We start from the raw sequence: 22,541 nt of genomic DNA on the forward strand, positions 1-22,541 counted from the left end.
TAGCGCATTGTAACAAGGCATTGATGGCGGTTAACAGTACGCTTTTGTTGTTATTTTTAGCCAAATCGATGAATTGCTACGCTTTACACCCATTCAATCAAAATCTAGCCAATCAAAACCCAGCATTGATACAGCAGCCACAGTTATTGTAAAGTGAGGGGAATTGGTAATTTTACTCATCGTATTATAGGTTCTCCCATGTCATCAATTCCTGATTCAAACGTCCGTTATCACTGCATGGTAATCGGCAATCCGATTGCCCATAGCAAATCGCCTGATTTGCACCAAGCCTTTGCCAAACAAACGGGCATCACCTTGTCTTACCAACGCCAATATTGTCCCAACGATGTCGACAGCTTTACCGCTGTCATCGAAGCATTTTTTGCAGGTGGTGGCACAGGGGCAAATGTGACCGTACCTTTTAAAGAGATGGCATTTGCGCTGTGCCAGCAGCGGGGTGAGCTATCTGAATACGCGCGCTTGGCGGGTGCAGTCAATACCCTTGCCATCAAAGCGGGCAAACTGTATGGCGACAATACCGATGGTCGCGGTTTGGTGGCGGATTTATTGTCGCAAGGCGTCAGGTTAAAGGATGCAAATGTTGCTATTTTGGGGGCAGGTGGAGCGACTCGTGGCGCGATTTTGCCGTTGCTAGATGCGCAAGTAAAATCACTGCATATTGCCAATCGCACAGTAGAAAAAGCAGAGAATTTAACCCGATTATTTGATACCGATAAGCTCACCTTTTCAAGTTTGACGGATTTGCCCAACGATATTGAGGTGATTATCAATGCAACGTCGATAGGTCTGAGCGGTGACAGATTGCCGTTTGCCAAGGATATGACTGTCGATTTTGCCTATGACATGATGTATGGCAAACCATCAGCGTTTTTGGACTTTTTTAAGTCGAAACATGCCAAAACCTCGGATGGCTTAGGAATGCTGGTCAATCAAGGGGCATTAAGTTTTGCGCTTTGGACGGGTAAACAAGTCGATTTGACGAATTTTCATTTTTAGCTGTTTTATAAAAAAGCAGTTAGCACTCGCCTATGCTTTAGATGAAATAGACAAAACCAAAATTTGCCCAATAAAAAAAGCCAGTGACAAAACTGGCTTTTTTTAGTCAGGCTAATTTAGCGATTCGCCTTGCCTAATTGCGCCAAAATATCACTGATTTCTTTATTGGCTTGGCTTTCGGTTTGGGTATCACCATGTGGTGTCAAGTTGTCAAATAACTGTGGCAAAAGCTCCGCCATACTTTGACGGACTTCGCTTTGGTCCACACCAGTTTGTGCCGCAACTTGCGCCAACTCATCATTATCAAATAGCTGATTGATATCATTAGCATCCAGTGGTTGGTTTGATTGGTCAGCACTCATCCAAGAGTTAGCTTGATGACCGAATCCCATATTTTGAATTTTATTAAAGGCCCCTGATAGTCCCCCATTACGCTGAATAAACATCAACGCGATTGGCAACAAAGCCGCCATTAACATACCCTTACCACCAAAGCCACTTTGGCTTTGTGGAAATTGGTTCATACCTACGTTATTGCCTATACCACCGCTTAGGCCGCCGCCCATGCCTCCCCCTAGCACGCTACCCAGCACTTGTCCTAGCACGCCACCTTGGGACATACCTTGATTTTGGTTCATTGCCATACCGATGATATCATCCAAACCAAAACCGTTTGACTGCATTTGTGGCTGCTGCACCCCGCCGCCTAAAACATTACCAAAAATATTCCCTAGGCCGCCCATATCGACTTGGCTTTGACCGCCCATTTTGCTTTGGCCCATTTTGCTTTGAATGGCACTTTGCGCCACTTGTGTTACTAGACTTGTTAATAGACCCATGGTCATTCCCTTTTATCTTTTTCAATGATTGTTATATATCACCAATAATACCGCGCTGACGCATGCCAATTGCGCTTAAGTTCAAGACTTAAGTTCAAACTAAAATGCGCAGTCGCCTCAACACTTGGTTGATTTAATTGTAGCAATATTGACTATAACTTATACACCATTTTTGTTATCGCCCTACTGTGTTCGCTAGCACCTTAAATTGCCGCCAGGTATCGCTATCCACTTGATCTTGCCAAATGGTTACACTGATTTTAGCTGGCACTGATTCTATCAACCCAAACGTTAAAATCATTAGGCACCCCATATCAGCGATGCCCAGCAAATTTGCCTGCCAAACCGCTTGCTTACCCTGTTTAGGTACTTTGACAACCCCACGTACCCACTGGATTTGCCAAGTTAAAAAATCAAAGTTGTCATAAGGTAAGGTTTGATTGTTACTTTGCGGTTTGGCGTGTAACGATGAAATAGCCAATAAGTGACAACTAGAGACTTGCCCGAACCAAAGACTGGCTATAGCGACCATACCTAGTAAAAGTTTATAGGTAAGCGCCAAAGGTACGAGTGCCAAAATGCCAACAACCACCCATAAACAAGCTCCCCAAAGCAGTTTTTTATCCACACTGGGTTTGAGCGTGGCATCAATATCAATAAATGCGGTGTTATGACGCGACAAGTAGCGCTCGTTCATCTAAATCAATTAAGAAGAAGCTTTTAATGATTTGAGCTTGGCTATCAAATCAGCAAATTCTGGCTTGGTCGGATGATTGTGTAAAAACCAATCCAGCAAATCAGGATCTTCTTCTTTCACCAATTCTGCAAAAATTTGCTGCTCTCGTGAGTCGGCTTTTAGATAGTGCGCTCTCACATACGGGTCAAAATAATAATCGAGTTCTTTTAGACCGCGTCTGGCACGATAGATGACTTTGCGCTGCTCTAATGTAGGTTCTGGCTGATTGTCACTCATGATAAATCCTTGTCGTTGCGCGTTAAATTCATGTAATTTTTTAATTTTTACTAAGTTTGTGCCTGTTGCGTCGCTTGCCACATCGCAAGCCCTGCTTTAGTCGCTGCTACGTTATGGGTACGCAATATACACGCCCCTTGCTGCACAGCAAATAAGGCTGCAACCATACTAGCAACATCTCTATCGGTAGGGTCATGGGGTAGGTTGGCTGACTTGAGGACTTCGCCAACAAAGCGTTTACGGGATAATGCCACCATGACAGGTAAGTTAAACGTATGCAACCGATAAAATTCATTCAGCCATGCCAGATTTTGCTGGGCGTTTTTGGCAAAGCCAAACCCTGGGTCAATGATAAGATTGTCACGTCTGACCCCACCCTCCATAACCTCATCAATGCGCTGCTGTAACTCGCTAATAACATCGGTATATAAATCTTGATAATTATCTAGCTGATTCATGGTCGTTGGCTCACCGCGCATGTGCATGAGCATGACAGGGATATCGAGTTTGGCAGCGGTAGCAATGGCATCGGGGCGCGTCAAGGCTCGTACATCATTCCAAATTTTGGCGCCGACTTGACTGGCGAGTGTCATCACGGTCGGGCTACTGGTATCGACCGACACCCACACTTGCTCACCAAAGTTATGATTAATCGCTTCAACCACTTTGATGACGCGGTCAACTTCTTCTTGCTCACTCACAGGGCTGGCATTTGGGCGAGTAGATTCACCACCCACATCGATAATCGTCGCCCCGTCTTTGATCATCTGCTCGGTATGACGCAAGCCTTGGTCGATATGATTATATCGACCACCATCAGAAAATGAATCTGGGGTGACATTTAAAATACCCATGATATGGGGATTAGATAAATCGAGCGTTTGATTATGATAATGAATGGCAAAGTTGGGAATGGGCTGTAACTGCATGATGTCCACAATGATTGCTAAAATTTTTTACTATTTTAAGTGAAAAACAAAAAAACCGCTATCAAGTTGGTAGCGGTTTTTGAGTAACTCATATCATGGATAATTTACATTGCAGGTAACGGCGGCGGGGTTAAGCCCGACCCACTTGACGGTGGGTTGCTTGGTTTATCGAAATTTACTCTAACAGGCTCTTGATAAACTTTAGGCTCGCGTGGTGGAATACCTGCCATAATATCTTGCAATTGGTCACGGTCGATAGTTTCCCATTTCATTAACGCGTCGACCATGGCATGCATTTTGTCCGCATTACCTTCAATTAATGCACGTGCGATATCATACTGCGCTTCTAGGATACGACGAACTTCGTCGTCCACTTTCTGCTGGGTCGCTTCTGAAATAGTGCGAGATGAGGCACCAAAGTAACCTTGGTTTTCATCTTCTTCATACACCATCACACCCATGGCATCTGACATACCGTATTTGGTAACCATGGCACGTGCCATTTTAGTAGCACGTTCAAAATCATTTGACGCGCCAGTCGATTGCTGATTGATAAACACTTCTTCGGCGATACGACCACCAAACAAAATCGCAATATCATTTAGCATTTTTGACTTATAAACACTAGTCTGATCATGCTCTGGCAATTGCCAAGTAACACCTAATGCCCAACCACGCGGCATAATAGTGACCTTATGGACAGGATCGGTACCCGGTAGCATTTCAGCTACTAAGGCATGCCCTGCTTCATGATATGCCGTTGCACGACGCTCTTCTTCACGCAGTACCATCGATTTACGTTCTGGACCCATATACAGCTTGTCTTTGGCTTCTTCAAAGTCGTTCATATCAACTGACGCTTTATTGTTACGTGCAGCAAATAGTGCCGCCTCGTTCACCAAATTCGCTAATTGTGCACCACTAAAACCTGGGGTACCACGCGCCAATGAACGAATATCGACGCCAATTGTTGAAGGCAATTTTTTCATGTGTACACGAAGAATTTGCTCACGGCCTTTGATATCAGGCAAGCCAACTTGTACTTGACGATCGAAACGACCTGGGCGCAACAATGCTTTATCGAGTACATCGACTCGGTTGGTTGCAGCAATCACGATTACCCCGTCATTGCCTTCAAAACCATCCATTTCAACCAATAACTGGTTTAAAGTCTGTTCACGTTCGTCATGACCACCGCCCATGCCTGCGCCGCGATGACGACCGACCGCATCAATCTCGTCAATAAAAATGATACAAGGGGCATTTTTCTTGGCTTGCTCAAACATATCACGCACACGGCTTGCACCGACACCCACAAACATCTCAACAAAGTCAGAACCTGAAATTGAGAAGAATGGTACTTTCGCTTCGCCTGCAATCGCTTTGGCAAGCAAGGTTTTACCTGTCCCTGGCGGGCCTACCATCAACACACCACGTGGAATAGTCGCGCCAAGTTTAGTAAATTTTTCTGGGTCACGTAAGAAGTCAACAATTTCTGTTACTTCTTGCTTGGCTTCATCACACCCTGCCACATCTGCAAATGTCACTTTGATTTGGTCTTCTGATAACATTTTGGCTTTAGATTTACCAAAACTCATCGGACCCATACCGCGACCACCACCTGCACCACCACCGCTCATGTTACGCATGATGAACAAGAATAAACCAATAATCAATAGCACTGGGAAGCTTGCAATCAGTAATTGCATCATCACACCTTGACGTTCAGGGGTGGCGCCTTGAACTTCAACATTATGCTTGATAAGCTTTGGCATTAGCTCAGTGTCAGTGACCGCCGGACGCACTGTCTCAAAAGTTGAGCCGTTTTTCTTTTCGCCAGAAATTTGCTCACCGTCAATTTTGACACTTTTGACCTGGTCAGTTGCCACGGCAGTGACAAATTGGGAGTAATTGAGCTTATCAGGTTCATTGCGGGTATCAAAATTGCTAAAGACTAGCACTAATACCCCTATCACAACTAACCACAATAAGGTATTTTTTACCATGTCGCTCACGTTGTTTTTCATCCTTCGCGTTAGGGGGTTGATTAAAAAGTGGGGTTAAATCAAAATGTTTACCAAAGATAGATAGATTTTTCACCAAAAATAGACGTTATATTAATCTTTCAATATAGCATGATATATGGATTTACCTTAACATTATCAAGCGAATTCTCTGTTATTTTCTAGTAAAAACATATTACCAATTTTTATCCAGTTAACTTTACGGATAGACTGAAACAAATTACCTTATTTGGTGGCAATCCAATACATTTCTTTTGAGCGCGCGCGTGACGCTGCAGGCTTGATACTGCGCACTTTACTAAAACGCTGCTGCATATTTTTTCGTAAAGCATCAGAGCCTTCACCTTGGAATACCTTAATCACTAAAGTGCCACCTTCCGAGAGCACTTGCTCGGCAAAGTCCATGGCAAGCTCACATAAATAAATCATGCGTGGCTGATCGACTGCAGAAAACCCTGAGGTATTAGGCGCCATATCAGACAGCACCACTTCCACTTTTTTATCAGCGACTTCTGCCATAATGTTGTCAAACACTGCTTGCTCACGAAAATCACCTTGGATAAAGGTGACATTCTCTAGTGTATCCATCGGCAAAATGTCTGAGGCAATGAGTTTGCCATTGTCACCGACTAGTTTGCCAGCAACTTGCGACCAGCTGCCTGGGGCAGAACCCAAATCGACCACCGTCATGCCTTTTTTAATCAGCTGCAGTTTTTCGTTGATTTCTAGCAATTTGTAAGCCGCTCTTGCCCGATAGCCATCGCGCTGGGCAAGTTTGACATAGTGGTCGTCAATGTGCTCTTTCATCCACGCACGGCTACTTTTGGACAATTTTTTGTTGGTAATACGCGTTGCCATAATTCTCTACAAACTACCCTTTATATATAGTTTAAAAATTCTTCACTTGGGATTTGGCTAAAAAACCCAAAGCCATCCTAGAATGACCATCGGTAAATTTTGACAATCTCAAGGGTTAAGGCTGTTATTTTAGCATATTTCACCAAGTTAGCTTGCGTTAACTCATGGATTGGCTATTGATTTTTTTAATCCAGTAATTTTTGCAGATTGATAAGTCATGGCAGCGTTTTTGCCTATGTGTTTTTGCCTATGTATTGCCCATAATTTATTAGGCAAAATGATTAATATGGTATAATGCTAGCTAATTTTTTTATAGGTCAATTGACAGTTATGGCAAATTCAAGCTTATCAAATGCTGATATCAAACATTTAAAAGGCATCGGTCACCAGCTGAACCCGGTGGTAATGATTGGGGGTCAAGGCGTTACCCCAACCGTTATTGAAGAAATTGGGCGCGCACTAACCGATCATGAGCTGATTAAAGTAAAAATTCCAGCCGGTAGCAAAGCAGATCGTGACGCTGTGGCAAATGCGATTGCTGAAGCCACTGATGCGATTTTGGTCACCAGTATCGGTCGTATGGTATTATTATTGCGTCGCAATCCAGAAGCCAATCCTAAGTTATCAAACTTGGCACGTTTTGGCTAAGGCTACAATGGAAACGTTACAGGGTATGACATTCGCACTGACGAGCGCGGTTGAACCACTCACCGTATCGGCAACACTGGATTACCAGCTCTCAGTACAGGTGGTCTCTGATAGTAAATTTTTAACGCTCTTATTTGATGCTACCCATCCCAAGATTGATGATAGTCAAATCGCTCTACAAGCTGGTCTATGGGCAAATTTTCCGACATTTAGCCCATTGGCACTTGAACATGTGATGCGCCAAGATTATTTATGGCAAGCAGATTGTTTTGAGTGTTTTATTGCCAAAGATAGCCAAGCGGATAGCCCGTATCTTGAGGTCAATTTGGCGACCAATGGTGAGTTTAATATTTATTATTTTGACAGTTATCGGACACCGAATACATTACCCCCTCGGCGCTTGCCTATCACAGCGCTGACTTATGGTGAGGATATCAATTTTTTTAGCCAGGCAGTTACACAAGATACCGAGCTTCCGCTTGTTTTTTGGTGTTCTGCAAGTCCAATGCTCCTCACCCATGTACGAGCGGTACAGCAGCAATATGCGTTTAGCAGCGGTACATTTCGTGTCGGTATGACATTTGCCAAATCAGCATTGGACAAGTTGGTTGGTGCAAATGGTAATTATAGGCTAAATCCAACGCGTGTGATTCAGCAACCGTCATACAATAGCTTAGCAGCTGACTCAGCTCCAACCGTCGATGAAATGAGTTATTGGGCCATACAGCATGCACACCCAGCGGACTTTCATAACAAGGCACACTGGATAAACATCTAAATTATGATGGTTTTAAACCGTTTTAAACCATAGCCCAGCGAAAAATAAAAAACTGGCATATAAGCCAGTTTTTTTTATATGCCGAGATATAATAACGATTAACGTGCTGGCGCCATTGCCAAGTAAGTTTGCGGATTGACGGCTTGACCATTTTGGCGTACTTCATAATGTAGGTGCGCGCCTGTTGAACGACCCGTGTTGCCTACCGCAGCGATTTGCTGGTTTGCATACACCGTATCGCCAACGTTAACATAGTTTGCAGAAGTATGTGCGTAACGGGTAACAGTACCGTTGCCATGATCTACTTCAACATAACGACCATACCCAGTACCCCAACCTGAGAAAGTCACCACACCATTACCTGTGGCATAAATAGGGGTGCCAATGGGGGCAGCAAAGTCCATCCCTTTATGAAACTGTGATTTACCAGTGACAGGGTGGATACGATAGCCAAAACCTGAGCTCATGCGCGCAGATGACGTAATTGGGCGCAACGCCAACATGCCATTACCCGCATAGCTGCCCATTGCAGGCATGTTGATAATGGTGGTTGGCTGAGTCGATAGCTTTTGTGCTAAACTTGCGAGGCGGTCTTCTTTTTGCTGGGTTTGCTGGCTTAGGTTTTTGATGGCGGCATTAACGGCATCTGAAGGCAGATAATAATCTTCACCATCATCTTCACGGACAATGACTTGACTGGTTTTACCGGCATTGGTAATCGATAGAATTTGAGCTTGTGCAACACTCATTGTGGTTAAAGCAACAACTGGTAATGCGATTAGAGCTAACTTCATCTTTTATCCTTTGTTAAACCTTATGCTATTAAACCCTATGCCAATGTCATGTGAACGCTGCTTTAGCGCATTGGCAAGATTTAATTCACTATAACTTGGTCTTAAAATCACCTACACTAACACTAAGACCCAATACTAAGACTAAATCAAAATTTTTGTCGCTTAACTACCCACCACACTGCTCATTGACTATGAAAAAACCAACCAACCATCTTGCTTCCCGCACTGAGCGTCTTGCCAACTATCAATTACCGTTTCAAAAAAAGCTGCAGCAGTTACAGCAATTGACGAACGATGTTCGCAGCGCTTGGCAAAACGTGTTGCCTCAAGAGGTCTTAGCAAGCTTACAAGTGATTGCTTGTGAATCGTTTAGACTTGTGGTGAGTACGAACAGTCATACCCTTGCCAATCACCTCAATTACAACCAGCAGCACCTACTTTCCACCCTGCAAGCGTTCGATAACAATTTTCATCAATTTAATCAGTTACGTTTTCGCGTGGTGATTGTCAAACCTATTCATGGCTCGCAAATGACAGATTTACAGTGTAACCAGAATGTTAGCAATGTAAAGAATTGTCAGCTAAGCGAATCTACGAAGCGAAATATAACACAGCTATGTGACCTTGTCACGGACAACGAGCCACTTAGAGCGGCGTTACAAAAACTGATAAAAGACTAAAATAACCAAGTTACAATGTAATTTTATGTAAATTATGTTGCTGATATCGCAAGATTTATCAATAGATGAATGGCTTATGCAAGTGAAAGTAAAAATATAGGGAGAAATTTACAATCAGCCTCGTAGATAAAGATATCTTTTTTTTTATTTTTACTGCGCTTATAGTAGCCAATGGCTAAAAAAAGATATCCAAAAAATTAAATGATAGAATTGGGGGGTTGGGTTTAATTAGTGTAATAAAATGATAACTTCTTGATAAAAAAATGTTACTAATCAAGCCATCTGTAAAATTTTTTCATTAGTAAAAATACACAATAAAATTAATAAAGTTAAATAAATCTAGTTAACATTGTTATACTTTGTTACAACTTTATAGTTATTTTCATCACTAAATAAGGCTCGTAACAATTTATTATTGAGCGCATGCCCTGACTTATACGCATAAAACTCGCCCAAAATCTGGTGCCCGGCAAGGTATAAGTCACCAATCGCATCTAGTACTTTATGGCGTACAAATTCATCGTCAAAACGTAACCCTTCAGGATTAAGTACGCCGCTATCATCTAAAACAATGGCGTTCTGCATACTCCCCCCCAGCCCTAAGTTATTGCTTTTTAGGTACTCAATATCTTTTAAAAAGCCGAATGTGCGTGCTTTGGCAATATGCTCGATAAAATTGCCTTCATTAAAATCCAATTTAAACTTTTGATGTGAGCCATCAAACGCAGGGTGATTAAAGTCAATTTGGAAATCTAACACAAATCCATCGTAGGGACGAAATCCTGCGACTTTATCCTCCACGCGAACCTCAATCGGTTGCAACACCTGAATATAGCGTTTGGCAGAGGTTTGCTCGGCAATACCCGCTTGTTGCAATACTTGCACAAATTCGATGGCACTACCATCCATAATTGGGATTTCAGGCGCTGACACTTCGATTTGTAAGTTATCAATTTGAAGCGCAGCGATGGCACTCATCAAATGCTCGACTGTCCCAATGCGCTGACCTAATTCATTGGTGAGATTTGAGGACATCATGGTATCGGTTACCGCATGATAGATAGCGGGTATGGGCTGTGCATCTGCCACATCGCTACGTAAAAACTGAATCCCATAGTCAATGGGTGCAGGAGAAAAGCGCAGGTGTACAGGGTTACCGCTATGTAAGCCGATGCCTTCAAGATTGATGGGTTGTTGAATAGTACGCTGCTGCATAATGCCCCCTAGTAGATTGCACTCATCCTTAGCCAAAGCTAGGTTGATATAATTTGTTACATTTGGCTATTCTACCATTGTCCCTTTCCACATCATAGTGATGCTTGATTGATTTTATCGACCTTTACGATTGACCACATTGATAAAAAAACCCCACAACGATTAAGCTGTGGGGCTTTTAAAAAATCATACGGTATCTTAGCGATTTTGCTGGCGACGTAGATAGTCTTGAATACTGTTGCCTGTGCGTTGTGGCTGCGATGATTGCGGTTGCGCTGGGGCAGGCTCGATAGCTTGCTGTACAGGTGGCTGAGGTGCAGGGATGGATTGTGGTATATCACGGCGTGCCGCATACGCAGGTTCATGCGTGCCTGCTTCCACTTTGTGGGTACTAGAGGCATCTGAGACAAAATCTCTAGCTGGGTGCTTTGGGGTATTATCTAGCGTAAGACCTGTTGCCACCACGGTTACTTGGATTTCATCGCCCATGTCTTCATCAAATACCACGCCATAGAAGATGTTGGCTTCATCAATATCCACCAAGCTATGCACTTTTTGGGTGATGCGTTCTTGCTCTTCAAAATTGAAATCTGAGCTAGCCACTACGTTGACCAATAGGCCTTTGGCATTTTTAAGTAATAAATTGTCAAGCAATGGGCTTTTGATGGCTTTTTCAGCAGCGATCTCAGCGCGGTCTTCCCCACTGCCTTTACCGATACCCATCATCGCATGACCCCGTGAGGTCATTGCCGTGCGAATATCGTTAAAGTCGATATTAATAAAACCATCTTTTGAAATCATATTAGAGATACCTTGCACCGCTTGAAGTAACACTTCATCGGCTTTTTTGAAGGCGTCTTTCATAGAGATTTTGCCATACACTGTCATCAATTTATCGTTGGGGATAGTGATGATGGAGTCGACAAAGTTAGAAAGCTGCTCAATACCTTCTCTAGCCACTTTATTACGTCTGCCACCTTCAAAGGTAAATGGCATGGTCACCACCGCAACGGTCAAAACGCCCAGCTCTTTGGCAAGTCTGGCGATGACTGGGGCAGCGCCTGTACCCGTACCACCGCCCATACCCGCGGTAATAAATACCATGTCAGAATTTTCTAGCAATTGTCGAATTTGTTCTTCATCGCTCTCAGCTGCTTCACGACCCACTTCTGGGTTGGCACCTGCGCCCAAGCCGCGGTTGTTATTTTTGATACCGAGCTGGATTTTATTGGGCGCTGACAGGCGGTCAAGCGCTTGTCTATCAGTGTTGGCACAGACAAAGGTAATGCCTTTTACACCATTTTGTACCATGGTTTCAACGGCATTCCCACCGCCACCGCCGACACCGATAACGGTTAAACGGGCTGAATCGGCAAATGTATCAGTGTGATCTTGTACAATACTAAACTTCGCTTCCATAATTGAAAATCTCCGTATGCTGTCAAGTAGATTTGAGCAGCATAAATAGCAAATATATTAAATTAAATATCAATTAAATCATTACACAATTAGTGGATTTTAGAGTCAATCATAACATGAGCACTCTTAAAATACTAAACATCTCTTTTTTAGAAAAATTTACCAAAAAATTTATTCACAATTTTGAGTTTTTCTCGCATGGGCTGAACTTGCAAAGAGTCGGGTGAGCTTTTCTCGCTATGATGAAATGCCTCACTTTGACTATATAACAGTGTGCCAAACGCGGTTTGGTATTTACGCTCACCAATCATCGTCGCAATGGTGCGAAGCTTATCATCATCGCCGTATTGGGTATAGGCAGAAATCGCTGCGTGTTGATTGACCTTATTGACTTTATTGGCAAAGATTTTTTTGGCCAATGGCAATAGTCCGCGCATTTCAGCACCACCGCCCGTGATCACATAGCCTTGTTGTAAAAAATCACTCAGCCCTTCTTTATCCAGCTCTTTTTTAATATGACCTAAAATACTGATATAGCGAGCTTCAGTGACTTCAAGTAGCTCAAGCATATTAATGGTTTTTTCATCGTCATGCTGTGAACGCTTGATGGTAAAAAATTGGCTTGAATCAATCCCATGACGATCGACATTGGCTTGGGATTTTTTCATATTCTCTGCTTCAGCAATGGTGACGTCTAGCAGCATAGAGATATCCAGTGTCGCATGATGTCCGCCTTCGGCAAAACAATGGGTATAAATCAGCTTATCTTCACGGTAAACGCAGATACTGGTCGTCGATGCCCCAATATCAATCAGACATACGCCATGGTATTTTTCTTCGGGTAATAAACCATATTCGGCGGTAGATACGGCATCAAATAGCATTTGGTCGATACTGACATCACATTCTTGCAGCAGTTGCTGTAAATTTTGGCGACCTTTGACCGGCATCATCATCAGATGATAGAGCACCATCAAGTCACTCGCTTGCATGCCAATCGCATCATCAATCATCTCAGCATTGCCATCTAAAGCAATACCTTGCTGAGCATAATGCATCAAATACAAATCATCTTGGAGATGTTTGTTTTTGGCTTGGGTTAGCGCGGCGACCACGTCTTTGGCTTGTACGATATCGTGTTTGATTTTGACTTCGCCCACACTATTGACGCTTTGCAAATCTGGGGTAGAAAAGCTCAGCCAAACACTGTTTACGCGGCAATTTGCCATATCTTCAGCGTTTTGAATAGATTGTTTGATAGCAGATTTTAGACGTTCGCGGTGGCGAATGGTACCTTGGGCGAAATCATGGTTTTTGACGGTAGATAAACCGATAATACGAATATCTTGCGCACTGTGGATTTGACCAATCACAGTATGAATAGCAGTAGCACTTAGGTGGACGACGACGATCAGATCTGGCTTTTTCATAGAACACTACAAAATTATATTTCACCTAATGGCTGGGGTTGGCTGGGGTTTTTAAGGCGTTAGTTTTCGAATCGGTTGTTGAGTTGGCATCGGTCGCGGGTTTAGTATCATCCGATTTATTGACGGCAGTTGCATCACTTGCTTGCTGTATCACAGGTCGTTTGGTAATTGCCATGCCATTTTTATAGCGTAAATCCACCGTTTGCAGCGTTTTAAGCTGTGGTTTAAGCTGATTTTGTAACATGATGCTCAGTCGATACAGTTTTTCTGACGTATTGTCATTATCAACCAGTACCCGAAGTCCGTTATCAAAGCGAAATAACCATGCCATTCTGGGCGTTACGATGACTTCTTCAATTTTTATACCCAGTGGCATAAACCAATCACTAACTTGCTTGATTTGCTGCATCATGACAACGGCATTTTGGCTATCGCCTTGTAGCTGCATCAAGCTGGCGTTATTTAAGTCATTGCTATCGACAGGTTTAAATACCGTACCATTGGCATCGACTAAACGTTCACTACCAAACTTGGCAACGGCTTGGCGCGGTACTACATTGACCACAATACCTCGTTGCCAATCGCGGCGCACATCGGCTTGCCCTACCCAATCTACCGTTTCAAGTTTTGCTAGATAGCTTTGCAAATCAGCCTTGAGTAAATTTGTGTCGGCTTTTTCGCCCAATAATTGCTGAAGCTGCAGGTTTTGCTGGGTGTTTAACCCTTTATGCTGCAAACTAATCGCTGCATTGGGTAATTTGTTGAACACATTAATCGCCAAAGCCGCTAATATCAGCAACAATAACACAACGCCAAGCATTAACAACTTTGGCAGCAGCTGATGAAAGCGATTGGGGAGCGTAGTATCTAGAGAAGCAGTTGCCACAAATGAATTTGCCATATTGACCAATCATAACTCGGTCTAAAATTATTAATTACTAAAATCTCAACAACAAAAATCAAAATAACTAAAAATATTACAAGGATTTATGCTTAGAAGCATATCATAGCAAATTCAATGAAATGAATGGTAAATAGATAATACGCTTCTAGACAATTCAAGTACTTTTTTTGTAAACAAATATAAACGAAAATGACTTATTCGCTCAACGTTTGTTCTAAGATACGCACACATAGCGTCGCAAAATCCATGCCACGCGCTTTTGCTGCCATCGGCACCAGACTATGACTGGTCATACCGGGCACCGTATTGAGTTCAAGTAGATATAGCGTGCCTTCGTCATCTCGTAAAAAATCCACACGCGACCAACCTTTACCCCCAATGGCGGCAAACGCTTTTCTTGCGATTTGTTGCATGGTTTGTTCTTGCGCCTCGCTCAAATCTGATGGGCATTGGTAGACGGTATCATCACGATTGTATTTGGCTTCGTAGTCATAAAACTCAGTCGTTGGGATGATGCGAATACTGGGCAACACCTCATCACCGAGGATTGAGCAAGCATACTCACCGCCTGTAATGGCTTTTTCTGCCAAAATAGCGCCGTGGTATTGTTTGAGCTGTGGGTAGGTCTTGGCAAGCTCGCCCGCTTCTTTAATTTTAAAGACGCCAACACTACTGCCTTCAGCGGCGGGTTTGACAAACAGCGGCAAACCTAGCTGCTGTTCGATAGCAGTAAAATCAGTATTGTCGTCAAGCACGACATAGGGTACGTTTGGTAAATCTAACGCTTGCCAAACTAAGCGGTTGCGAAACTTATCCATGGCAATCGCAGAGGCTAACACGCCACAACCGGTATACGGAATATTAAAACCGTCTAGCACCCCTTGCAGGCTGCCATCTTCGCCAAAAGTGCCATGCAGCACATTAAATACGCGGTCATAGTCGCGCAGTTTTGAGATATCTGTTTCTTTGGGGTCAAAGTGATGGGCATCCACGCCTTTAGCGAGTAGCGCATCAAGCACAGCTTGACCACTCGTGAGTGACACTTCACGCTCGGCACTCCAGCCCCCACAGACAACCGCCACTTTACCAAATTGTTTGACATCGATAAGCTCTGACATATTGATTCCTAATTTTTTGTTAACCGAATTCATTGCTATAATTATTTCACACAAATTTTTAAACTATCGCTTGGCTATGACTTAGCTATGGTTTAGGTATGGCTTGCAATTTTAGCTCACTCATAAAATAATCGCCTGCTGGCAGTATGGGCAAGCTACAACAGCTTTTCAATACCTTAAGTTTCATAACCGCTTGCCGCGTGGTTTTTCAATCAAGCGGTTGTTCAATCAAGCCGTTATTTTTCAGTTAAAAATAAATTGTTTTTTGCCAAATCTAGACAGAGTTGACCCACGTTACCCGCCCCTTGGGTAATCAGCAAATCATTGCCTTTTAACATACTACCTAGCACCTGACGGATTTGATCCATGTCATTGATGTTCAGCATAATCGGCTCAACTTGTCCGCGAGTACGGATGGTACGGGCAAGACTGCGACTATCCGCGCCTTCAATCACCGCTTCACCCGCGCTATACACATCGAGTAGCATCAACACATCGACTTGTGACAATACGTCCACGAAGTCATCGAAGCAATCGCGGGTACGGGTAAAACGGTGGGGTTGGAAAATCATCACCAAGCGGCGATCGGGATAGCTTTGGCGAGCCGCTTTGATAGTCATTGCCACTTCGGTTGGGTGGTGACCATAGTCGTCAATCAATAGCACATCGCCTGCGCCATCTTTGACAGGGTAGTTACCATTGTTTTCAAAACGTCTGCCCACGCCGGCAAATTTTTTGACCGCCTGACAAATGGCTTCATCACTGACACCTTCATCGGTGGAGATGGTAATAGCCGCTAAGGCGTTATAGACATTATGAATACCGGGAATGTTCAAAGTAATCGGCAGTGGCTCACGGTCTTTACGCAGTACGGTAAAATGGGTTTTGGTGCCGTCTGCCACCACATCAATGGCTTGTACATCGTTATGTTTTTCTAACCCATAAGTCAACACAGGGCGCGCGATTTTATCAATCAGTCCGTACAATTCTTTGTCATCACCGCACAATACCGCCAACCCATAAAACGGCATATTTTGTAAAAACTGCACATACGCGGCTTTTAGTTTGTCAAAACTGCCGCCATAGGTTTCCATATGGTCTTGGTCGATATTGGTGACAATCGCTGCCATCGGACGCAGCGATAAAAATGACGCATCCGACTCATCCGCTTCCGCCACCAAATAACGGCTTTGACCTAATGACGCGTTTTTGCCTGACGCGTTAAGTTTACCACCAATCACGTAAGTAGGATCTAACCCTGCTTCGGTTAAAATCATGGTAAGCAGGCTAGTGGTGGTAGTTTTACCATGCGCACCCGCTACCGCAATACCATGACGGTAACGCATCAGCTCACCTAACATATCGGCGCGGCGTACCACAGGAATACGTCCTGACAAGGCGGCTTGGATTTCTGGATTGGTATGATCAATGGCTGATGACACCACGACCACATCGGCTTCACTGATGTTTTTGGAATCATGACCGATAAACACTTGAATGCCCATTTGGGTCAAACGGTCGGTCACTGGGCTTTGTTTGATGTCTGAACCGCTAACCATATAGCCATGATTATGGACAACTTCAGCAATACCACACATCCCTGCCCCACCAATACCGACAAAATGCACGTGGCGAATACGACGCATCTCTGGAATTTCGACCACACGCTTGGTAATTTTTTTGGTGACACGGTTGGTTTTTTCAGGTTTTTCAGTAGATTGGGCAGTGGCAGTTTTGGCTGATTTTGACATAGACAGGCTCAATGATAAAAGACTTATAAGTTGTAAAAAATAATTAAGGTTTTAACTGGGATAAAATGGCATCGGCAGCCAGCTGTGTGGCATTGGGTTTGGCAAATTCACGTGCTTTTTCTGCCATCGCTAAGATTTGATGACGGTCGAGCTTGGCTAAAATAGCACTTAAACTCTCTGCTGTTAATTCTTTTTGCGGCATTAAAAACGCGGCGCCATGTTCTGATAGGGTTTTGGCGTTTGCCGTTTGGTGATCATCGACTGCATGGGGCAGCGGCACAAACACCGCAGGCAATCCAACCGTGGCAACTTCTGTGACCGTCAGCGCCCCAGCACGGCAGACAATCACATCTGCCCAGCTGTATGCTTCTGCCATATCTTTGACAAATGGCAAAATCTCATACTGGGTTGATTGGAGTTGTGCTTCGCTATATACCGCTTGGGTAGCCTCTTGGTTGTTTTTACCACATTGATGCCGCACTTGCCATGGCTTGGCGTCTGGCAGACTTTCTAATTTTTTTAGCGTGGGCGCGATATGATTATTTAGTGCCTGAGCACCCAGAGAACCGCCAATGACCAATAGCTTTAAAGGGCTGGTATCATTGACATCGATACGGGCTTTTGGTGGCGGTACTTGTACGATAGCCTCACGTACGGGGTTGCCAACTGTCATCACTTTATTAGAAGGTAGTTCGGTGAAGGTATTTGGGAAGGCTTCTAACACTTGATTAGCAAGCTTAGATAGATAGTTATTACTCATGCCTGCGATGGCATTTTGTTCATGAATCAAAATGGGTATTTTACAAAATTTGGCAGCCAATCCGCCGGGTGCGGTCACATAACCACCAAACCCTACCACGATGCCGATTTTATTGGTTTTGATGATTTTGATAGCGGCTAATGTTGCTTTGAGTAAGGTTGACGGGGCTTTAAATAAACGTTTGATACCGTTCCCGCGTAACCCCTGCATATTGATGGCATGGTAGGTAAAGTCGTAATGTTGTAGCAACTCATTTTCCATACCGACTAGGGTGCCGAGCCAATGCACTTGGGCACCTGATTGTTGTAACGCTTGAGCCACTGCAATCGCTGGAAACACATGCCCACCCGTGCCTGCTGCCATCATCAGCACGCGCGGTTTTTGCATCGTTGGCTCACTCATCTTATTATCCTTGACCAATCCAATCTAGGTGAGGTGGGGATTAAAAAACCCCGTATGACTGACCGTTTATCGGGAAAAACAATCACCATAAAAATGGCAAAATCATAGCATTATTTCACCCAATAATAAAGTAAATCACTTGAATTGCTAAGTAGCGTGAAGATTTTGCAGCCATGGTATCGCTTTATATTCAAAGCGGATGATTAGTTGTCACAGTTCTGTCATGAATCAGTCAAGCCACTGTCACATATCCCCTTTACCATACTCAGCATAATTGTTTCTGCATTATTTCAAAAAAATTTATTTCGTAGCCAACTGCTAACTGCTATCAGCAAGGAATTCACTCATGACTGAAGTTAACCAATTAAACCAAACCATTAGCCGCCGTAATGTCATTCGTTTTTTGGCAGGGGTACCTGTGTTGCCACTTGCCACAGGCTCTGTTGCCACCTTATTGACAGGTTGTGGGAGTGATAGTGATAGTAATAGCACAGCAGGCATACTGAATAATACACGAAAAACCATCAAATCCACTGAGTTTGTTGGTATGGCTGCACCAAATTTATCAAATCCCGCCAATATGGCAACGGTGTATGTCGATTCAAAGCTAAAAGCAACCTTTGATGACAATACCACGACTGAATATAAGCTACAGTATCAACCGTTTTTTAAAACAGGCGATAAATTAAAAGACTTAAAGGGTAATGACATCATTGCAGGCGGCTATTTTGATATCTATAACAAGCCTATCATGGATAGCTCAGTGCTAGCCTCTACGCGCCAGTTTTTCTCTGATTGTCCCGATGGTTCTTCATTATTGACAGTTAAAGGCGCGCGCGTGGCAGGGGTAACAGGTAATACCGTATTTTCGGTGGTGCAGTTTGAATATACAAGTAAAGACCAAGCCGGCAGCAATACTTACGGTACACTGCCTTCACCCATTGCGGTAGTGACGCTTGACCAAAACCCACAAACAGGCGAACTCAAAGTCGTCAAATACCACAATGTGGATATGTCAAAAGTGTATGGGTTATGGATTACTTGTGGTGCATCTCTCTCACCATGGAATACGCATTTGTCATCAGAAGAGTATGAACCAGACGCTTTCATGGCAAGAAGCAGCGCCCAATTTAAAGCATTTAGTAAAAACTTATACGGTGATGAAACCAAAGCAAACCCATACCATTATGGTCATTTACCAGAAATCGTAGTCAATGCGGATGGGTCTGGTATCGCGAAAAAACATTTTAATTTAGGTCGTATCTCTCATGAACTGATTCAAGTGATGCCTGACCAACGTACTGCGTTGATGGGTGATGACTTCACTAACAGTGGTTTATTCATGTTTGTTGCCGATAAAGCAGCTGACCTATCTGCAGGTAACCTCTATGTCGCCAAAATCAGCCAAACGTCAGCAAAAGGTGGCCCTGCGGCTGCCAGCGATTTTAGCATCAAATGGATTCATTTGGGACATGCGACCAGTGCTGAAATCGAAGCCCTAGCCAATATGGTAGTACCAACCGATATCATGGATGTCAAGTACACTGACCCCAATGATACCTCTTACAAAAAAATCGGCTATGACGGAGCAAGTAACTGGGTAAAACTTGCGCCAAATAGCAAATTACCGGCAGACAAACTCACCCAAGCGGCGGCATTTTTAGAAACCCACCGCTACGCAGCGCTGCAAGGTGCATCAATGGCATTCACTAAAATGGAAGGCACCACGGTCAATATCAAAGATAAAATCGCCTACTCTGCCATGTCGCGCATTGAAAAATCGATGACCACGGACGAATACGATGTCAAAGTGGCTCAGCTAAAATCAGGCGCGGTGTATGCCCATGAGCTTAAAGGCGGTCAGGTTGATAACAATGGTAAAGCAATTAACTCTGAATGGGTCTCTACCCGCATGTATGTACCTGAAGGCTTAGCAGGGGAAGACATTGTCAAAGATGCGCTAGGTAATACGTCTAACATTGATAAAATCTCTTGCCCGGACAACCTAAAATTCTCTGAAAAAATGCGTACCTTATTTATCGGTGAAGACTCTGGTTATCATGTTAACAACTATCTTTGGGCATACAATGTTGATACCAAAAAATTAGCGCGTATCCTGTCAACACCAGCGGGCGCTGAGTCCACCGGCCTACACGCGGTCGATGAAGTCAATGGCTATACTTATATCATGTCAAACTTCCAACACCCAGGTGATATGACATTTGTCCCCGCCGTTGAGACAGTGGTTCGCCCGCTCATTAACCAAAACTTCAAAGATGGCTACAGTGCTGCAGTGGGTTATTTGGCATTTAAAGCTTAATACCCTGCCAAGCGATGATATAAAAAACCCAGTCTATGACTGGGTTTTTTATTTTGCTTTGACAATGACAGCTAGTGAATTTGCGTTTCAATATTGGTTTCAATAAACGCAATAAAATCCTCTGCGATATGCGTGCCGCATTGGTCATCAATCTCACGCACGCAGGTGGGGCTAGTCACGTTAATCTCTGTTACTTTGCCACCAATCACATCCAAGCCCACAAAGTACAAGCCTTTTTGTAGTAGCACAGGCGCCACTTGCTCAGCAACTTGGCGCTCTTGCGCTGACAGTGGCATGGCGACCCCACGACCACCTGCAGCTAGATTACCGCGCGTTTCGCCTTGGCTTGGGATACGCGCCAAGCAATAATCCACGGGCTTGCCACCGACAATTAAAATACGTTTATCCCCATCCTTGATTTCGGGCAAGTATTTTTGCGCCATCACAGGCAAGCTTTCAAGCTGGGTTAGCATCTCAAGGGTTGAGCCAATATTAGGGCTATCGGCGGTCAGACGAAAAATACCCATCCCCCCCATGCCATCAAGCGGTTTGACGATGACATCTTGGTGGGTTTTGATAAAATCACGGATATGGGTCTGTTTGTTGGTCACAATCGTCGGGGTCATTAGCTCAGGAAATTGGGTCGCAAACAATTTTTCGTTACAGTCACGTACGCTTTCTGGGTTATTGACTACCAATACACCTGCTCGCTGAGCGTATTCTAGCAAGTACAGGCTATACAAAAACTGCATGTCAAACGGCGGGTCTTTACGCATCAAGATAACGTCAAATGCGGTGGCAGGCTGCGTGGTTTTTTCACCCAGCTCATAAAAACGTGCAGGGTCTTTAAACGTTTTGAGCGATTGGCTATCAATTTGCAATGCGCCATTATCAAGCCACAAATCGTGAATTTGGCAATAATGCGCCGTATGACCACGATCTGCAATCGCCCACAGCATCGCGAGCGTGGTGTCTTTTTTGTAGTTAATGGTGTGGATATCGTCCATAACGATCAGAAAATTCAATGGTTTCATTTATGATCCTTGTTCAATTTTTATCAATTGTTTGTTCTGCTATTAAAACATCGATTCGACCGCATTGCCATTATTATCATAGCGCATACCGCTGGTCGGTTGTTCATTGGTGAACCAAAAATGGTATTCAGGATTTCCGGCTTGGCTGTAAACAATCGCTTCTTGGACCACACCCTGACGGAACAACACTTTTTGTTTGATACGGCTATCGGACAATCGATACGTCACCCAACCATGATATAAGCCGTTAACCAAGTCGGTGCGAAGCTGGGTCACAAAGTTTGGGTAGTACACCACCAAAAATTCATCAAAGTAACCGTTCTTCACAAAGGTGGTAAATTGCTCGCCTTCTGGCATTACGCCATTATAAGGACCATCGGCAATGCCTTGTGGCGCAGCTTGCGGTGATTTTGGCGGCAAGATAAGGCTATTTAAAGCATCATAAAACGGCTGTTGGTCAGTTGCTACATTGACAATCGCAGGCGGTTTGCTACCCTCTGCCATCAGTTCATTGATACTACTACAACCTGCAAGCGCAAATAATATTGCCGATAAGGTGAGTCCAGTGCCGACATGCAAAAGATGGGTCGTTGTTAGTGTGGTGGGCAAGGCTTTTGTCAACATAGCCGTCCTCTTCAATGGTTAATT

At 43.8% G+C, this 22,541-nt stretch carries 21 protein-coding genes; 5 read left to right on the forward strand and 16 right to left on the reverse strand.

The window, feature by feature from the left end:
- The first annotated feature begins 198 nt into the window (after positions 1 to 198).
- Positions 199 to 1,017 carry a shikimate dehydrogenase gene (gene aroE / locus RTR63_RS01675; protein WP_312522335.1) on the forward strand — a complete coding sequence of 273 codons (819 nt, stop codon included), beginning with the start codon at positions 199 to 201 and terminating at the stop codon, positions 1,015 to 1,017.
- Positions 1,018 to 1,133: 116 nt separating this feature from the next.
- On the opposite strand, the gene RTR63_RS01680 is transcribed toward aroE, so the two are convergent.
- The 6 genes from RTR63_RS01680 to rlmE form a co-directional block, all read right to left on the reverse strand.
- A complete protein-coding gene (locus RTR63_RS01680; protein ID WP_312522336.1) occupies positions 1,134 to 1,856 on the reverse strand; it encodes a YidB family protein in 723 nt (240 codons plus the stop codon).
- Between the two features lie 175 nt (positions 1,857 to 2,031).
- On the reverse strand, positions 2,032 to 2,538 hold the full coding sequence (locus tag RTR63_RS01685; RefSeq protein WP_239741481.1) for a hypothetical protein: 507 nt from the start codon (positions 2,536 to 2,538) through the stop codon (positions 2,032 to 2,034).
- Between the two features lie 24 nt (positions 2,539 to 2,562).
- Positions 2,563 to 2,829, reverse strand: a complete 267-nt coding sequence (locus RTR63_RS01690) for an FAD assembly factor SdhE (protein WP_065253600.1) — start codon at positions 2,827 to 2,829, stop codon at positions 2,563 to 2,565.
- Between the two features lie 50 nt (positions 2,830 to 2,879).
- Entirely contained in the window at positions 2,880 to 3,758 is an 879-nt protein-coding gene (gene folP / locus RTR63_RS01695) for a dihydropteroate synthase (protein WP_312522337.1), read from the reverse strand.
- 104 nt (positions 3,759 to 3,862) lie between these two features.
- Positions 3,863 to 5,764, reverse strand: a complete 1,902-nt coding sequence (ftsH, locus tag RTR63_RS01700) for an ATP-dependent zinc metalloprotease FtsH (RefSeq protein ID WP_040403605.1) — start codon at positions 5,762 to 5,764, stop codon at positions 3,863 to 3,865.
- Between the two features lie 243 nt (positions 5,765 to 6,007).
- On the reverse strand, positions 6,008 to 6,640 hold the full coding sequence (rlmE, locus tag RTR63_RS01705) for a 23S rRNA (uridine(2552)-2'-O)-methyltransferase RlmE (RefSeq protein ID WP_312522338.1): 633 nt from the start codon (positions 6,638 to 6,640) through the stop codon (positions 6,008 to 6,010).
- 330 nt (positions 6,641 to 6,970) lie between these two features.
- On the opposite strand from rlmE, the gene RTR63_RS01710 reads away from it, so the two are divergent.
- Positions 6,971 to 7,288, forward strand: coding sequence for a YhbY family RNA-binding protein (locus tag RTR63_RS01710; protein ID WP_083106378.1), 318 nt, complete (start codon positions 6,971 to 6,973; stop codon positions 7,286 to 7,288).
- 7 nt (positions 7,289 to 7,295) lie between these two features.
- The gene (locus RTR63_RS01715) at positions 7,296 to 8,066 is read left to right on the forward strand and encodes a DOMON domain-containing protein (protein ID WP_312522339.1); all 771 of its coding nucleotides are present in this window, start codon (positions 7,296 to 7,298) and stop codon (positions 8,064 to 8,066) included.
- Positions 8,067 to 8,164: 98 nt separating this feature from the next.
- Here RTR63_RS01715 and RTR63_RS01720 read toward each other — a convergent pair whose 3' ends face one another.
- Entirely contained in the window at positions 8,165 to 8,860 is a 696-nt protein-coding gene (locus RTR63_RS01720; RefSeq protein WP_128680248.1) for a M23 family metallopeptidase, read from the reverse strand.
- A 191-nt stretch (positions 8,861 to 9,051) separates the two neighbouring features.
- Between RTR63_RS01720 and RTR63_RS01725 the strand changes: the two genes are divergently transcribed.
- Positions 9,052 to 9,540, forward strand: a complete 489-nt coding sequence (locus RTR63_RS01725) for a DciA family protein (RefSeq protein WP_312522341.1) — start codon at positions 9,052 to 9,054, stop codon at positions 9,538 to 9,540.
- Between the two features lie 339 nt (positions 9,541 to 9,879).
- Here the strand turns inward: RTR63_RS01725 and lpxC are convergent, their stop codons facing one another.
- The 7 genes from lpxC to murG all read right to left on the reverse strand — a co-directional run bounded on the left by lpxC (position 9,880) and on the right by murG (position 18,539).
- Positions 9,880 to 10,758 carry a UDP-3-O-acyl-N-acetylglucosamine deacetylase gene (lpxC, locus tag RTR63_RS01730; protein WP_312522376.1) on the reverse strand — a complete coding sequence of 293 codons (879 nt, stop codon included), beginning with the start codon at positions 10,756 to 10,758 and terminating at the stop codon, positions 9,880 to 9,882.
- A 195-nt stretch (positions 10,759 to 10,953) separates the two neighbouring features.
- A complete protein-coding gene (gene ftsZ, locus RTR63_RS01735; RefSeq protein WP_007116178.1) occupies positions 10,954 to 12,174 on the reverse strand; it encodes a cell division protein FtsZ in 1,221 nt (406 codons plus the stop codon).
- Between the two features lie 149 nt (positions 12,175 to 12,323).
- Complete coding sequence (ftsA, locus tag RTR63_RS01740; RefSeq protein WP_312522342.1) at positions 12,324 to 13,604, reverse strand: cell division protein FtsA; 1,281 nt, start codon at positions 13,602 to 13,604, stop codon at positions 12,324 to 12,326.
- A 25-nt stretch (positions 13,605 to 13,629) separates the two neighbouring features.
- Positions 13,630 to 14,505, reverse strand: a complete 876-nt coding sequence (locus RTR63_RS01745; RefSeq protein WP_312522343.1) for a cell division protein FtsQ/DivIB — start codon at positions 14,503 to 14,505, stop codon at positions 13,630 to 13,632.
- A 197-nt stretch (positions 14,506 to 14,702) separates the two neighbouring features.
- The gene (locus tag RTR63_RS01750) at positions 14,703 to 15,626 is read right to left on the reverse strand and encodes a D-alanine--D-alanine ligase (RefSeq protein WP_095356141.1); all 924 of its coding nucleotides are present in this window, start codon (positions 15,624 to 15,626) and stop codon (positions 14,703 to 14,705) included.
- Between the two features lie 236 nt (positions 15,627 to 15,862).
- Positions 15,863 to 17,272, reverse strand: a complete 1,410-nt coding sequence (gene murC, locus RTR63_RS01755; RefSeq protein WP_312522377.1) for a UDP-N-acetylmuramate--L-alanine ligase — start codon at positions 17,270 to 17,272, stop codon at positions 15,863 to 15,865.
- 148 nt (positions 17,273 to 17,420) lie between these two features.
- On the reverse strand, positions 17,421 to 18,539 hold the full coding sequence (gene murG, locus RTR63_RS01760; RefSeq protein ID WP_312522344.1) for an undecaprenyldiphospho-muramoylpentapeptide beta-N-acetylglucosaminyltransferase: 1,119 nt from the start codon (positions 18,537 to 18,539) through the stop codon (positions 17,421 to 17,423).
- Between the two features lie 346 nt (positions 18,540 to 18,885).
- Here murG and RTR63_RS01765 point away from each other — a divergent pair, with 346 nt between their 5' ends.
- Positions 18,886 to 20,859, forward strand: a complete 1,974-nt coding sequence (locus RTR63_RS01765; RefSeq protein ID WP_312522345.1) for a PhoX family protein — start codon at positions 18,886 to 18,888, stop codon at positions 20,857 to 20,859.
- A gap of 71 nt (positions 20,860 to 20,930) precedes the next feature.
- On the opposite strand, the gene gshB is transcribed toward RTR63_RS01765, so the two are convergent.
- On the reverse strand, positions 20,931 to 21,893 hold the full coding sequence (gene gshB, locus RTR63_RS01770; RefSeq protein WP_312522346.1) for a glutathione synthase: 963 nt from the start codon (positions 21,891 to 21,893) through the stop codon (positions 20,931 to 20,933).
- Between the two features lie 42 nt (positions 21,894 to 21,935).
- A complete protein-coding gene (locus RTR63_RS01775; protein WP_312522347.1) occupies positions 21,936 to 22,517 on the reverse strand; it encodes a hypothetical protein in 582 nt (193 codons plus the stop codon).
- Between the last annotated feature and the right edge of the window lie 24 nt (positions 22,518 to 22,541).

The sequence above is a fragment of the Moraxella sp. CTOTU47724 genome, from assembly GCF_032014955.1.
GTDB lineage: Bacteria > Pseudomonadota > Gammaproteobacteria > Pseudomonadales > Moraxellaceae > Faucicola > Faucicola tetraodonis.

What these genes read in the sequence shown, in the direction of transcription:
- aroE (WP_312522335.1), top strand. Translation starts at nt 199, where the DNA reads ATGTCATCAATTCCTGATTCAAACGTCCGTTATCACTGCATGGTAATC.
- RTR63_RS01690 (WP_065253600.1), bottom strand. Translation starts at nt 2,829, where the DNA reads ATGAGTGACAATCAGCCAGAACCTACATTAGAGCAGCGCAAAGTCATC.
- murG (WP_312522344.1), bottom strand. Translation starts at nt 18,539, where the DNA reads ATGAGTGAGCCAACGATGCAAAAACCGCGCGTGCTGATGATGGCAGCA.
- ftsA (WP_312522342.1), bottom strand. Translation starts at nt 13,604, where the DNA reads ATGAAAAAGCCAGATCTGATCGTCGTCGTCCACCTAAGTGCTACTGCT.
- murC (WP_312522377.1), bottom strand. Translation starts at nt 17,272, where the DNA reads ATGCGTCGTATTCGCCACGTGCATTTTGTCGGTATTGGTGGGGCAGGG.
- RTR63_RS01745 (WP_312522343.1), bottom strand. Translation starts at nt 14,505, where the DNA reads ATGGCAAATTCATTTGTGGCAACTGCTTCTCTAGATACTACGCTCCCC.
- RTR63_RS01765 (WP_312522345.1), top strand. Translation starts at nt 18,886, where the DNA reads ATGACTGAAGTTAACCAATTAAACCAAACCATTAGCCGCCGTAATGTC.
- RTR63_RS01775 (WP_312522347.1), bottom strand. Translation starts at nt 22,517, where the DNA reads ATGTTGACAAAAGCCTTGCCCACCACACTAACAACGACCCATCTTTTG.
- RTR63_RS01750 (WP_095356141.1), bottom strand. Translation starts at nt 15,626, where the DNA reads ATGTCAGAGCTTATCGATGTCAAACAATTTGGTAAAGTGGCGGTTGTC.
- ftsH (WP_040403605.1), bottom strand. Translation starts at nt 5,764, where the DNA reads ATGGTAAAAAATACCTTATTGTGGTTAGTTGTGATAGGGGTATTAGTG.
- RTR63_RS01680 (WP_312522336.1), bottom strand. Translation starts at nt 1,856, where the DNA reads ATGGGTCTATTAACAAGTCTAGTAACACAAGTGGCGCAAAGTGCCATT.
- rlmE (WP_312522338.1), bottom strand. Translation starts at nt 6,640, where the DNA reads ATGGCAACGCGTATTACCAACAAAAAATTGTCCAAAAGTAGCCGTGCG.
- ftsZ (WP_007116178.1), bottom strand. Translation starts at nt 12,174, where the DNA reads ATGGAAGCGAAGTTTAGTATTGTACAAGATCACACTGATACATTTGCC.
- gshB (WP_312522346.1), bottom strand. Translation starts at nt 21,893, where the DNA reads ATGAAACCATTGAATTTTCTGATCGTTATGGACGATATCCACACCATT.
- RTR63_RS01715 (WP_312522339.1), top strand. Translation starts at nt 7,296, where the DNA reads ATGGAAACGTTACAGGGTATGACATTCGCACTGACGAGCGCGGTTGAA.
- RTR63_RS01725 (WP_312522341.1), top strand. Translation starts at nt 9,052, where the DNA reads ATGAAAAAACCAACCAACCATCTTGCTTCCCGCACTGAGCGTCTTGCC.
- RTR63_RS01720 (WP_128680248.1), bottom strand. Translation starts at nt 8,860, where the DNA reads ATGAAGTTAGCTCTAATCGCATTACCAGTTGTTGCTTTAACCACAATG.
- RTR63_RS01710 (WP_083106378.1), top strand. Translation starts at nt 6,971, where the DNA reads ATGGCAAATTCAAGCTTATCAAATGCTGATATCAAACATTTAAAAGGC.
- folP (WP_312522337.1), bottom strand. Translation starts at nt 3,758, where the DNA reads ATGCAGTTACAGCCCATTCCCAACTTTGCCATTCATTATCATAATCAA.